We start from the raw sequence: 12,737 nt of genomic DNA, 5'->3' as shown, positions 1-12,737 counted from the left end.
CGATGGTGTGGGCGCGAAAGCGGTTGGGAAGCTAGCACCACGACATGTCAATCCGCAACCTTGAGGAACTGAAGGCCGCCCTGCCCCGGCACGCGCGGCTGATGGGGCTGGATATCGGGGAGAAGACCATTGGTCTTTCCGTCTGCGATCCGGGTTTTACCGTGGCCTCGCCCATCGGCACCATCAAGCGCACCAAATTCACCCAGGATGTGCAGGAACTGGCCCGCGCCATGAAGGACCGCGACGTGCGCGGCCTGATCATCGGCCTGCCGGTCAATATGGACGGGACAGAGGGTCCGCGCTGCCAGTCGGTGCGGGAATTTGCCCGCCAGGTCCTGATGCGCCCGCAGATGTTCGGCAATATGGAGCCGGAGATCGCCTTTTGGGACGAACGGCTTTCCACCAGCGCGGTGGAACGCATGATGATCGAATGGGACATGACCCGCAAAAGGCGGGACGAGGTGGTGGACAAGATGGCCGCCGCCTACATCCTGCAAGGCGCCCTGGATTATATCAAACGGGCAGAACAGGCGGCAGAGCCAGATCACGACCCGCTGGATGATCTGGAAGATTGAGCGAACGCGGGCTGAAAGGCCCGCGTGAATCAGCCTGACGCCTCACCCTCACGCCTTAAGCAGCGCGCGGCAGCCCGCCATGGTCCAGCATCATGGTCAGCGCCGTGCTGCCGCGGTCCATGGCTTCCAGTGCCAGGGAGAAAGCGTCCGCCGGCTCCAGGTCGAAATCGCAGGCAACCTCGCCGCCATCGAACGTGACCCGGCTGTCCAGCCGGCCGGCAATGCGCAACATGCGGTGATTGTCGGAAAGACAGAACAGCATGATGCGGTCAATGCCGCGATTGCGCGCCAGCACCATGGCACGGCGCACCATGGTCGAGCCGATACCCTGCCCCTGCCAGCCGGATTCGATGGTAATGGCCAGTTCAGCACGGTCCGGACGGTGCGGATCACGTCGCAGTTCCACCGCCGCCCGAACCTCTCCCCCCACCAGGGCAACCAGGATGGTGGCACCCGACCAGTCGATCCCGTCCACATAGGACCGCACCGCATCATCCGACATGCCGCCCATGAAGCGGGCGCGCCGGTCGGCAACGGGCAGGCGCAGCAGGTGGCTGGTATAGCGGCCGGCTTCAGCCGGGAGCAGGGTGCGGAACACGGTCATGGAACGGCCCTTGGGAACAAAGCGGATAAACCCGATGCACGCCCCTGGCGCATTCTCCCCTGTCCCAACCGCCGGATGACCCGGTCTCATTGTGCGATGCAATATAATGGACCCGGTGCCTGGGGAGAAGTGCGCCCCGATCATACCGCGCCTGTCCTGCCGCCATACGAATGTGACCGGTGTGCAACAGCGATTGCGCCTGCCTTGCCAGGCGTTATCCTGTTCTATGCTTGGAGGAGCTGGGAAAGATCATGAGCATCTGGGGCAAGATCATCGGTGGAGCTGCGGGTTTCGCGGTTGGCGGGCCGCTTGGCGCGCTGCTGGGGGCCGTGGCTGGCCACGCGCTGGACGAATTGCGCCCTACCGCCGCCCCCGCAGAAGGCGCGGAAAAGCCGGACCAGACCCAGACCATCGCCTTCACCGTTGGCGTGATTGTGTTGAGCGCCAAGATGGCAAAGGCCGATGGCGTTGTCTGCCGGATGGAGGTGAACGCCTTCCGCGAGGTTTTCCGCGTTCCGCCAGAGGAATTGCGCAATGTCGGCCGGCTGTTTGACATCGCCAAGCGCGATACCGCCGGATTCGAGATTTACGCCAAACAGCTTGCCACCATGTTCCAGGACCGCAAACCGGTGCTGGAGGAACTGCTGGGCGGGCTGTTCCATATCGCCGTGGCCGACGGTGTTATCCATGATGCGGAACTGGCCTATCTGCGCCGCGTATCGGAGATTTTCGGCTTCCCGCCGGAAGAGTTCGAACAGGTTTGCCGAATCCATGGCGGCCATGCCGCCGGCTATAGCGACCCGCTGGACGATCCCTTCGCCGTGCTGGGCGTGGCACAAGACAGCGATTTTGCCACCGTGAAGGCCGCCTATCGCAAGCTGGCACGGGAAAACCATCCCGACCGGCTGATGGCGGAAGGCATGCCGCAGGAATTCATCGATCTGGCGCAGGAGAAGATGGCTGCCATCAACGCTGCCTTCGACCGGATCGAGAAGGCCGCGAAAGAACGGGTGTAATCCCCTTCCCTGCCCGTACCATTCTCTTTAGAACGGGGCCTGCAACCCGTTCCAGGAAGTTCCGTACCCATGGCCCCGAATAATCCCGCCCTTGTCGGCCTTGCCGGCGCGTCCGTCCATATGGGCGCCACCGTCCTGTTCGAGAATATCGATGTCGCCGTGTCGCGGGGGGAGAAGATTTGCCTGGTCGGCCGCAATGGCAGTGGCAAATCCACCCTGATGAAGGCGCTGGCCGGCATCATCGATATCGACAAGGGGGAACGCTTCATCCAGCCGGGTGCGCGCGTGGCTCATCTGGCACAGGAGCCGGATTTCAGCGGCTTCAACACCGTTGCGGAGTTCGTGGCCGGCGGGCAGGAGGAGCCAGCGCTCTACCGGGTGGAAGCCGTGCTGGAGGCGCTTGATCTGCCGGGCGACCGCGCCTGCGCCACCCTGTCCGGCGGGGAATCGCGCCGGGCCGCCTTGGCCCGCGCCCTGGTGGACCAGCCGGATGTGCTGCTGCTGGACGAGCCGACCAACCATCTGGATATTCCCACCATCCTGTGGCTGGAAAAGGAGTTGCAGCAGTTCCGCGGTGCCTTGCTGCTGATCTCCCATGACCGCGCCTTCCTGGCCAACCTGTCCAAGCGCATCCTGTGGCTGGATCGCGGTGTGCTGCGCACCACCGATCAATCCTTCTCCCAGTTCGAAGCGTGGCGGGATGAGGTTTATCGGGAGGAAGAAGCCACCTATCACAAGCTGGACCGCAAGATTCAGGCGGAACTGAAATGGATGTGGGAAGGCGGCATCTCCGGCCGCCGCACCCGTAACATGGGCCGCGTCCGCCGCCTGCAGGGCATGCGTCAGGAACGGGCCGACCGCATCAAATCCCGTCAGGTCAATCTGGGTGTCGCGGAAGGCGATGTCTCCGGCAAGCTGGTGATCGAGGCGGAAGCCGTCTCCAAATCCTTCCACGGCAGCGCGGGGGAGCGGGTGATCTGCCGCGATTTTTCCACCCGCATCCTGCGTGGGGATAAGGTGGGGCTGATCGGCCCCAACGGGGCCGGCAAATCCACCATCCTGAAGATGCTGACCGGTGAACTGGCGCCCGACAGCGGTACGGTGAAGCTGGGCACCAACCTGCAGACCATCATTTTCGACCAGCGCCGCGCCCAGTTGGACCCCAATGCCACGCTGAAGCAGGTGCTGCTGCCGGAAGGCGGCGACAATATCTGGGTGGGCGGCAAGCCCCGCCATATTGCCAGCTATATGAAGGACTTCCTGTTCGATCCTTCCATGATGGATCAGCCGGTGCGCGTGATGTCCGGGGGCGAGCGCAACCGGCTGCTGCTGGCCAAGCTGTTTGCCCAGCCCAGCAACCTGATGGTACTGGACGAGCCGACCAACGATCTGGACATGGATACGCTGGACCTGCTGGAAGAGGTGCTGGCCGATTATGAAGGCACGCTGCTGCTGGTCAGCCACGACCGTGACTTCCTGGACCGGCTGGTCACCAGCACCATCGCCGTGGAAGGCGATGGCGACGTGTCAGAATATGCAGGCGGCTACAGCGATTATCTGACCCAGCGCAAGGAGAAGGAGCCGGAAGCCGCCAAGCCAGCCACCGCGCCTAAGCCCGCTGCGCCGGCCCAAAGCGCCGCACCGAAGACCAAAAAGAAGCTCTCCTTCAAGGAGAACCGGGAGTTGGAAGAACTGCCGGGCCGGATCGACGCGCTGGAAAAGAAGATCAAGCAGTTAGAGGCCAAGATGGCCGATCCTGCCTTCTACAGCAAAGACCCCAAGGGCTTCGCCAAGGCGACTGAAGACATGGGCATCGCCCAGGCCGATCTGGCCACCGCCGAGGAACGCTGGCTGGAACTGGAAGCCCTGCGGGAAGAACTGGAAGGGTGATTGCTTGACAAAAGCTGCATGACGGAACAGGAATTTTACTCAGGGCTGTAATTTAAAATGGAATCAGCTTATGAAAAAATTTCTATTGATCATGTCCTGCACTTTATTGGTCGCGGGATTGTTTCTGGGCTTCAATATAGCTTTTGTCAGTTATCCGGTGAAACAGGAGCTAGAAGAAGATGAACGAAATGACGGAATTACACTCATCGCCTATCATCAATATCTCATAAATTATAGCACCTTAGTCCTCGACCTTAGAGAACTCCGCACCTCTCAAGCCTCACCCTTGGATATCACAAGGATGTTATTTCAAAGCGCAAAAGCACTAAAAGACAAGAAATTTGGGAAAATTATATTATCATATCGCGGGTCTGCAAAATTTTTTCTTGATGGAGATTACTTCAAAGATCTTGGCGAAGAATTCTCAAATAACCAAAACCCATTATATTTAATGAGGACTTTACCTCAAAACGTAAAAGCGCTGGATGGAACGCCTGAGTTTGGCGAGCGATCTGGCGGGATTATTTATGTCATGACAAAGCAGATGGAGGATTTGCAATCCCTTCATCGCCGCTGGTGGAGTAACGATGTTGAAACGGCGCACCTGATTGAAAGTCTGCACCAAAAGCCAGAATAGTATCGAAAACTGAATGACGTGGGGCCAGCGCCCCACGTCATTCAGTTTTTCCTCAGTCCAGGAAATACCGGTCCAGCGCCTGCAGATCGGCATCCAGTTCGTAAATGATCGGCTTGCCGGTCGGGATTTCGAACTGGACGATCTCGTCGTCGCCCATGCCGGACAGGTACTTCACCAGACCCCGCAGGGAATTGCCGTGAGCGGCAACCAGCACGCGCTTGCCAGCCTTGACCTGCGGGGCGATCACGTCGGTCCAATAAGGAACGACGCGGGCAATGCAGTCCTTCAGGCTCTCGGTACGCGGCAACTGTTCCTTGGACAGATCAGCGTAACGCGGATCGCCATCGGGCAGGCGCTCATCGCCTTCTTCCAGCACCGGCGGGGCGATGTCAAAGGAACGGCGCCACACCTTCACCTGATCGGCGCCATGCTTGGCCGCCGTCTCCGCCTTGTTCAGGCCCTGCAGGCCGCCATAATGGCGCTCGTTCAGGCGCCAGCTTTTGTGCTGCGGCACCCAGATGCGGTCCATGGCTTCCAGCGCCAGATTGCTGGTCTTGATGGCACGCTTCAGCACCGAGGTATGGCAGATATCGAAATCGAACCCGGCCGCCTTCAGCTTCTCACCCGCCTCGCGGGCTTCTTCAACGCCCTGCGGCGACAGATCCACATCGGTCCAGCCGGTGAACAGATCCAACTGGTTCCAGACGCTCTGGCCATGGCGGATCAGGACAAGCTTCGTCATCTCCCAACTTCCTTCATTGATGGCGCGGACCTTTGGCGAAGGTCGGGCCCCCTTGCACCCATGTCTGCGGTCCTACCACAGGCGGGTCATGCTGCACCAGCGCATGTCGGGATGTTCATTGAACGAATGATGGAATGGAATCCCTTACCCGCACGTTCATTGATCGGACCCGGCTCTCTGCCATCCATCTCCGCGCCCGGGATGGATGGACCGGGTTGGGTGACCACCAGCGCCAGTGCCCCGGCAATGGTGGTAAACGCGCCCGCTCCACTGATCCCGCCTGGATCCGGTCCAGGCGGGATTTTCCTGTTTGACGCTTCATGCGATGGAAAAGACGATAGGGGCGTTGGTCTGACAGAAAGACCGATTGGCAGGTGGTGATGAGCAGCGATGATTTCGCCAAGGGCCTGGAACAGCATCTGGGGGCGCTCAGGCGCTATGCCCTTCTGCTGACGCGCAACCCCGTGGAAGCGGAAGATCTGGTCCAGGATTGCCTGACCAAGGCGATGGTATCCGCAACACAATGGCGGTCGGGGACGGATCTGCGCGCCTGGCTGTTCCGCATCCTTTACACCTGCCATATCAGTGACCGCCGCAAGCGGCAAGTTCGCGACCGTTATGCCGAAGTGGTTGTGGTCGAAGACAGCGTCCCCGCTGAACAGATGGTTCATATGGAATTGAAACAGGTCCTGTCAGCCCTGGACGAGTTACCCGACGGGCAGCGGCAAGCGATCCTGTCAGTGGCACTGGACGATATGAAATATGACGATGCCGCCCGGCATCTGGGGGTGCCGATCGGAACCTTCATGTCAAGACTCTCGCGGGGGCGGGAGGCGTTGCGTAGACGGTTGGACATGGGGGGGAGAATGAAGGGTCTGTCTCTTGTCAAGGGTGGGCAAAAATGACGGATGAACTGGACGAACTGGATATCCACGCCTTTCTGGACGGGCAGTTGGACCCGCGCCAGGAGGCGGCGGTCCTGGCGCGGATGGAAAATGATCCCGGCCTGCGCGAAAGAATGCGCGCCTATGCCGAACAGGATCTGGCGCTGAAAGCGGCGCAGGCGGAAGGCCTGTTGCATCGACAGCCCCTGCCCGGCCTTGTCGCAGGGTTGAGCGGCCGTTTGCGCCGGCAAATCCAGCGGGAACGGCTGATCCGTATCGCGGCAGCGGTCACGCTGTTCGTCATGGGCTGGGGGGCCCGTGATGTCAGCGATTATGTGATGGAACCGGACCTGCCCGATTATGCCCGGGACGCGCTGGAAAACCACGAGGTCTTTGCCGAACGGCAGGTGCCGCCGGTGGAAATTCCCGGCAACCGCCAGGAGGAATTGCACCGGATGCTGGTGGCCCAGCTTGGCAGCGAAGTGAAAATTCCCGAATTGCGCTCCATCGGGCTGCGCCTGATTGGTGCGCGGCGCACGGGAACCGATGACGGCCCCGGCAGCCAGCTTATTTATGAAGATGGAAACGGCCATCGGGTCACCCTCACCGTCGCCTCCAGCGATGACCAGCCGGATGCTGACCAGTTGGAAATGACAGAGGCCGATGGCTACGTGGTGGGCTATTGGCGCGGCCAGCATTTTGGCTATGCCTTGATCGGCAAGGAACCGGCACAGAACCTGATACAGGTTGCCGCCGCCATCGGCGCCCCAATGGCAGAATGAAAAAACCCCGGCGGGGGAACCCGCCGGGGCCTCTTATCAGGCACATTGCCGCGACAGCTTACGATCAGTAAGCAGCCCGCAACGCCATGCGGAAATCACGCCCCGGCTGCGGCAAGCGATCCTTCAGGAAAGAGGTGGAGAGGCGGACCTCTTCATCCGTGATGTTCCGCACTTCGAACAGCACGCTGATGTCACGTGAAGGCACCGGGTGCCAATCGACCGAGGCATTGAAGACGGTATAGGAATCGGTCGGCAGTTCGAAATCGCCCGTCCGCTTCTGATTATCAGCCCACACCATCTCCACCCGGGTGGAGATATTGGCCTGGGCATATTCAAGCCCCGTGCGGAATGACAGGGGCGGCATCCGCGGCAAAGCGATGTTGCGCGTCGTATCTTCCGCCCGGACATAATCCAGAGCCGCATCCAATATGACGCTGCGATCCTGATCCCGATAAAGATCGGCTGCCGCTTCGACCTCGAAACCCCAGAACCGGGCATCGGTTGCGCCATAAGCCGCGACAGGCAGGCCATCCTCTTCCGCGCCGGTAAAGGATTCGTAGATGTAATCATCATAATCGGTCAGGAACAGGTTGACCGCACCAGTGATGGGGCCACCGGTCTTCTTAACCGTCAATTCACCACCCAGACCCTTTTCCTTGCCAAGGGTAGCATCGCCCAGCTCATAGGTGCTGGTGGCCAGATGGGCACCGTCGGAGAGCAGTTCCTCCGCATTGGGCGCCCGCTCCGTGCGGGACAGGCTGACACCGGCCAGCCAGCCGCCTCCCAGCTTGTAGGACGCACCGGCCGACAGGCTCAGCGTGGTGAAGTCGCGGCTGAAACGGATGGTGTCAGCATCAATATCCTGACGTTCCAGGCGGGCGCCCCCTTCCAGGGCCAGCGGGCCGAAATCCAGCCGCTGAACGGTGAAGACACCCATCTGCACCGTCTCCGAGGGCGGAACGAACGCCTCGTCACCAATGGCCTGGAAATCGCGCCGGCTGGCCTGCACGCCCACCGCACCGGAAAGATTATCCATCTGGCGCTGGACCAGTTCGACGCGGCCTTCCCAACCCTTGTTCAGGAAACGGGTACCCGTCTCGCCGCCTTCCAGTTCCTTATGCTCGTAATCGGCCCAGCCGAAGCGCAGGCGGGTTGTATCGAAAATCAGGAACGGCTGGTTGACCTCCCCCATCAGATCGACGCGGGTCTGACGCAGGTCGATACGGACATCCCCTTCTTCATGTTCGTGCTCTTCCTCATGATCATGATCGTGGTCATGATCATGATCATCCCCTTCGGCATGGCTGTGCCCGGCGGGGATACCGTAATTGGATTTCAGGCCACTGACGCTGGCACCAAAGAAACCCCAGTCGCCGACATAGGAAAGACCAGCCGTAGCCCCCTTCTGGGTCAGGCTGCTGTTCGGCACTTTGCCGGATACTTCTTCCTCTTCCTCGTCACCATGGTCATGGCCCGCATGCTCGGCCTCCTCCGCCGCGCGGAAGGCAGCGGATTCCATGAAGCCGGGAATGTCGTAATCACCGGTCTGGCGCCAGAACCCATCCAGGTGCAGCACCCAGGGGCTGTTCAGGCTTGCGTCAATGCCGGCTGCCAGCGACCGCTCATTGGCATTACTGCCAATACCAACGCGGGTGAAGCCATCCACTCCCCCTTCCGGGGCCGCAACGGGAATGCGCCCGTCGATCACATTGATCACGCCGCCGGAAGCATTATTGCCGTAAAGCAATGTCGCCGGGCCACGTACCACTTCCACCCGCCTGGCCGTGGCGAGATCCAGCGCCGGGGCGTGATCGGGGCTGGTGGTGCTGGCATCGATGCTGCCAATACCGCCGGACAGGACACGGATACGATCACCGCCCTGACCACGGATGATCGGCCGCGATGCCCCCTGGCCGAAACCGGTCTGCGACAGACCGGGCAGCCGTTCCAGCGCCTGACCAAGGGTCGTCGCCAGCGCGCGGTCCAGGTCCTCACCGGACAGGACGGATGTCCCCTGCAGCACGTCGAAACGGCTCTGCCCCAGCGGAGAGGCGGTGACGACGATTTCTTCCACCCCCTGGCGGGCATGGGGGTTGGCATCCGCCACCTCTGCCGTTTGTGCCAGGGCGGGCATGGCAACAAACAGCCCGCCCATGATGGCCGTCACGCGGGCCGCCGACCGATAGAGGCTCATGATACTCACCAGTTAAAATGTTATAACATAACTTTAATAGGCAAAAAGCAAATGCAGGGTCAATAGCCCATCCGCCGCAGGGATACAGTGCCGCCGCATGGCTAGGATGTCTCAAGGGGATAAGGACGCACTGGCCAATGCCAGCCGCGAAACAAACGTTAATCGTGGCGGACCAGGGCGAAAATCGCCCCTTCCAGTTCCGCCCCATCAAGGCGGGCCCCGCGCATATCAGCGCTGGTGAAGTCAGCGTTGGTGGCAATGACGCCGCGCAAATCGGCATTGCGCAGATCGGCCTTTTGCAGGCGGGCATTGGTCAATCGCGCTGGCCAGCGACGGTTCGCCACATCCGCGCTGACGAGGGGGCAAAAATTGGCCCCGCGCATTTGCGCGCCCATAAGGTGCGCCCGCTCCAGATTGGCTCCGCGGAGATCGGCGTTTGTCAGATCAGCATCACGCAAATCCGCGCATTCCAGGTCAGCCATCACAAGAGAAGCGTCCGTAAGGATGGCACGCTGGGCCAGACAAAAGCCCATGCGGGCCATGGTCAGACTGCATCCGCGCAAATCCTGTCCACTCAAATCCCACCCTGTCAGATCGGCCCGGCGACCTTTGGCGCCCGCGCTGGCGATCCATTCACCATGGTCGTGCAGGATCTGTTTGATGCTGCGCGTTTCCATACCGATGCCGGGTGTAATGGCGCCGCGCTTATGCAGATCTGCCATCAAGACCCCATCCACGATGGCACCTTTGAAATTGGCCCCTTCCATCGCGGCATCCCGCAAGATGGCATCCGTCAGGATGGCGCCGGCAAAATCCGCCTCCTGCAACTGCGCATCTTGCAGATTGGCCCCTTCCATAATGGCCCCGTGGAAACGGGCGCCGCGCAGATCGGCCCCGCGCAGGTCGACATTCCGCATGACCGCATCGGAAAAATCAGCCTTCAGCGTGATCGCGCCATTCATGCGGGACCCGGTGAAATCCGCGTTGCCGGCAATGCTTGCCGCCAGGTTGGCCACGCGACCATCAAAGGAAGCCGGCAGCGGCTGGGGGCCATGATAGCTGGCCAATACGGCTTCCCGCATGTCGGCGTCGCGAAGCCTGGCGCGGGTCAGATTGGCACCCCGCATCGTCACGCCGCGCATATCGGCTTTGGACAGATCGGCCTGTTCCAGGTTCGCCAGCCGCATATCGGCAGCAAACAGATTGGCCCCGGTCAAACGGGTCTTCACCAGTTGCGCCTGGTCCAGCCGCGCACCGGCCATTTCGGCGGCGCGCAGATCCACGCCGGACAGATTGACCGACCGCAGATCCCACAACACAAAGACCGCCCGCTGCCCTCCGATCCGTCCTTCCATCAATTTGGCATGGCGGCGCAAGGCCTCCGTCAACTCTTCAGGTGACGGACGACGCCATTGTGGAGGGTCCAGCGGAGCTGCTGAATTGGCCTGGAAGGGCATGACGGAAAGGGGCCTGATTTTTGTGCTTTGTTAATCATGCCAGAGCAGGCCCACGCACAGACATCCCAGGATGATGCCATCGGGATAGGGGGCACGCCAGATCAGATGCCCAGTCCAGGGTCAGGAAACAAACTTACGCGCGTTCGCGACCATGGTGGAATACATGGTCCGAATAAAGTCTGTCGGGCGCAGGCGCCCGAAAGGGATGTTTTCCGACGCATAGGCAACCAGGGCCTCCGGGGGCGTCACCGGCACCACTTCAAGGCCCGCGCGGCGCAATCCGTCGATCACCGCCTTGCCCTGTTTCATGTAATCCTCATTGAACAGGGTCTTGTCGGCGTCCTTGATGGACCGGGCGATAATCTCCACAACGGACTGGCTCAATGTCGCTACTCCCTTCCTTGGCCCTATTCCTCGACCCCTGCCCGGCGCAACTCGCCCCGCAGGCGTCCCATCAGGAAAAGAAAGAACATGCGATAATCCGCCACCAGGGACCAGAGCGGATAGGTGAAGGTGGCCGGCTTATTATGTTCAATGGCGGCATGGGATGCCCAGGCGAACAGATAACCAGACAGCGGCATGGCCAATAAATACCAGGGATTGCCCGTTACAATGGCCACGCCCAGGAAAATAAGTGCGATGGCACTGCCGATATAATGGAAAGCCCGGGTCTGGGGGCGGCTATGTTCCCGCAGATAGAAAGGCCAGAACTCGGCGAACGTGCGATATTGGTGTTGTGCCATGGTTGCATTCCTCCCGTCGCATCGGCGCACTCGTCATTTTCTTGCCATTTCAGCGCCTTTTTTATAAGTCAGGATGCCTAACCGGGCTTGTCAAGCAGCAAGCGTGGCATTTCTGACATCTCAACCACCAATAATTTGAGGATATGAAGATGGGTTACAAGGTCGCTGTCGTCGGCGCCACGGGCAATGTCGGCCGGGAGATGCTGCAGACGCTGGCGGACCGAAAATTCCCGGTCTCAGAAGTGGTGGCACTGGCGTCGGAACGGTCGGCCGGCCAGCAGGTGTCGTTTGGTGAAGATCAGGTACTGAAGGTTCAGGACCTCGCCACCTTCGATTTCAGCGGCACCGATTTCGTCCTGTCCTCCCCTGGCGCCAAGGTGTCGGCCCAGTTCGCGCCGCGCGCTGCGGCTGCCGGTGCCTGCGTGATCGACAATACCAGCCATTTCCGCATGGACCCGGACGTGCCCCTGGTGGTGCCGGAAGTGAATGCGCATCACCTGTCCGGCTGGCGCAAGAAGGGCATCATCGCCAACCCCAACTGCTCCACCATTCAGATGGTCGTGGCCCTGGCGCCGCTGCATCGCGCTGCCGGCATCAAGCGCGTCGTCGTTGCCACCTATCAGTCGGTTTCCGGCGGTGGCAAGGAAGCGATGGACGAGCTGTTCACCCAGACCCGTGCCATCTATGTCAACGATCCGGTGGAAAAGAAGAAGTTCACCAAGCAGATCGCCTTCAACGTCATCCCCCATATCGATGTGTTCATGGATGATGGCGCCACCAAGGAAGAATGGAAGATGATGGTGGAGACGAAGAAGATCCTCGACCCCTCCATCAAGGTCCATGCCACGGCTGTGCGCGTGCCGGTCTTCATCGGCCATTCGGAAAGCCTGAATATCGAGTTTGAGCGTCCGATCAGCGCGGATGAAGCACGCAAGATCCTGCGCGGCGCCCCCGGCATCTCGGTGGTCGATCATCGGGCTGATGAAGGCTATGTCACACCGGTGGAAGTGGCCGGGGAGGACAATGTCTATGTCAGCCGTATCCGCGAGGATGCAACGGTCGAAAACGGCCTGGCCCTGTGGGTGGTGGCCGACAATCTGCGCAAGGGCGCTGCCCTGAACGCGGTGCAGATCGCCGAGGCGATGATCCGCGACGGCCATATCGGCCCGGCCGACTGATCACCCGCGCACCGGTGCAGTATTGAACCGCCGCC

13 protein-coding genes are annotated in these 12,737 nt (G+C 60.7%); 7 read left to right on the top strand and 6 right to left on the bottom strand.

Annotation, left to right across the window (positions count from 1 at the left end):
* The first annotated feature begins 44 nt into the window (after positions 1–44).
* Positions 45–575, top strand: a complete 531-nt coding sequence (ruvX, locus tag G473_RS0117890; protein WP_029014231.1) for a Holliday junction resolvase RuvX — start codon at positions 45–47, stop codon at positions 573–575.
* Positions 576–630: 55 nt separating this feature from the next.
* Here the strand turns inward: ruvX and G473_RS0117885 are convergent, their stop codons facing one another.
* Positions 631–1,179: a GNAT family N-acetyltransferase gene (locus G473_RS0117885; RefSeq protein WP_029014230.1), complete on the bottom strand. Its 549-nt coding sequence runs from the start codon at positions 1,177–1,179 to the stop codon at positions 631–633.
* A gap of 251 nt (positions 1,180–1,430) precedes the next feature.
* Here G473_RS0117885 and G473_RS0117880 point away from each other — a divergent pair, with 251 nt between their 5' ends.
* The 3 genes from G473_RS0117880 (at position 1,431) to G473_RS0117870 (ending at position 4,722) form a co-directional block, all read left to right on the top strand.
* Complete coding sequence (locus tag G473_RS0117880; RefSeq protein ID WP_029014229.1) at positions 1,431–2,195, top strand: TerB family tellurite resistance protein; 765 nt, start codon at positions 1,431–1,433, stop codon at positions 2,193–2,195.
* 69 nt (positions 2,196–2,264) lie between these two features.
* Positions 2,265–4,085, top strand: a complete 1,821-nt coding sequence (locus G473_RS0117875; protein ID WP_029014228.1) for an ABC-F family ATP-binding cassette domain-containing protein — start codon at positions 2,265–2,267, stop codon at positions 4,083–4,085.
* 70 nt (positions 4,086–4,155) lie between these two features.
* On the top strand, positions 4,156–4,722 hold the full coding sequence (locus G473_RS0117870) for a hypothetical protein (protein WP_051330405.1): 567 nt from the start codon (positions 4,156–4,158) through the stop codon (positions 4,720–4,722).
* A 52-nt stretch (positions 4,723–4,774) separates the two neighbouring features.
* Here the strand turns inward: G473_RS0117870 and gpmA are convergent, their stop codons facing one another.
* Positions 4,775–5,464 carry a 2,3-diphosphoglycerate-dependent phosphoglycerate mutase gene (gene gpmA, locus G473_RS0117865; RefSeq protein WP_029014226.1) on the bottom strand — a complete coding sequence of 230 codons (690 nt, stop codon included), beginning with the start codon at positions 5,462–5,464 and terminating at the stop codon, positions 4,775–4,777.
* Positions 5,465–5,844: 380 nt separating this feature from the next.
* Between gpmA and G473_RS0117860 the strand changes: the two genes are divergently transcribed.
* Together G473_RS0117860 and G473_RS0117855 are read left to right on the top strand one after the other, a co-directional pair.
* Entirely contained in the window at positions 5,845–6,369 is a 525-nt protein-coding gene (locus tag G473_RS0117860) for a sigma-70 family RNA polymerase sigma factor (RefSeq protein ID WP_051330404.1), read from the top strand.
* Positions 6,366–7,130 (top strand): anti-sigma factor family protein, encoded by a 765-nt coding sequence (locus G473_RS0117855; RefSeq protein ID WP_029014224.1) that lies wholly within the window; start codon positions 6,366–6,368, stop codon positions 7,128–7,130. The genes G473_RS0117860 and G473_RS0117855 overlap by 4 nt, the downstream gene beginning before the upstream one ends.
* Before the next feature lie 64 nt (positions 7,131–7,194).
* Here G473_RS0117855 and G473_RS0117850 read toward each other — a convergent pair whose 3' ends face one another.
* The 4 genes from G473_RS0117850 to G473_RS0117835 all read right to left on the bottom strand — a co-directional run bounded on the left by G473_RS0117850 (position 7,195) and on the right by G473_RS0117835 (position 11,524).
* A complete protein-coding gene (locus tag G473_RS0117850; RefSeq protein ID WP_051330403.1) occupies positions 7,195–9,324 on the bottom strand; it encodes a TonB-dependent receptor in 2,130 nt (709 codons plus the stop codon).
* Between the two features lie 158 nt (positions 9,325–9,482).
* Complete coding sequence (locus G473_RS0117845) at positions 9,483–10,643, bottom strand: pentapeptide repeat-containing protein (protein ID WP_161631005.1); 1,161 nt, start codon at positions 10,641–10,643, stop codon at positions 9,483–9,485.
* Between the two features lie 258 nt (positions 10,644–10,901).
* Positions 10,902–11,165, bottom strand: a complete 264-nt coding sequence (locus tag G473_RS0117840; RefSeq protein ID WP_029014221.1) for a hypothetical protein — start codon at positions 11,163–11,165, stop codon at positions 10,902–10,904.
* Positions 11,166–11,188: 23 nt separating this feature from the next.
* A complete protein-coding gene (locus tag G473_RS0117835) occupies positions 11,189–11,524 on the bottom strand; it encodes an Mpo1-like protein (RefSeq protein ID WP_029014220.1) in 336 nt (111 codons plus the stop codon).
* A 149-nt stretch (positions 11,525–11,673) separates the two neighbouring features.
* On the opposite strand from G473_RS0117835, the gene G473_RS0117830 reads away from it, so the two are divergent.
* Entirely contained in the window at positions 11,674–12,702 is a 1,029-nt protein-coding gene (locus tag G473_RS0117830) for an aspartate-semialdehyde dehydrogenase (RefSeq protein WP_029014219.1), read from the top strand.
* The last annotated feature ends 35 nt before the right edge of the window (positions 12,703–12,737 follow it).

It is taken from the genome of Niveispirillum irakense DSM 11586 (assembly GCF_000429645.1).
In the GTDB taxonomy this organism is placed as follows: Bacteria; Pseudomonadota; Alphaproteobacteria; order Azospirillales; family Azospirillaceae; genus Niveispirillum; species Niveispirillum irakense.
Note: the sequence above shows the minus strand (reverse complement) of the source record. Positions and strands in the feature narration are given on the sequence as shown.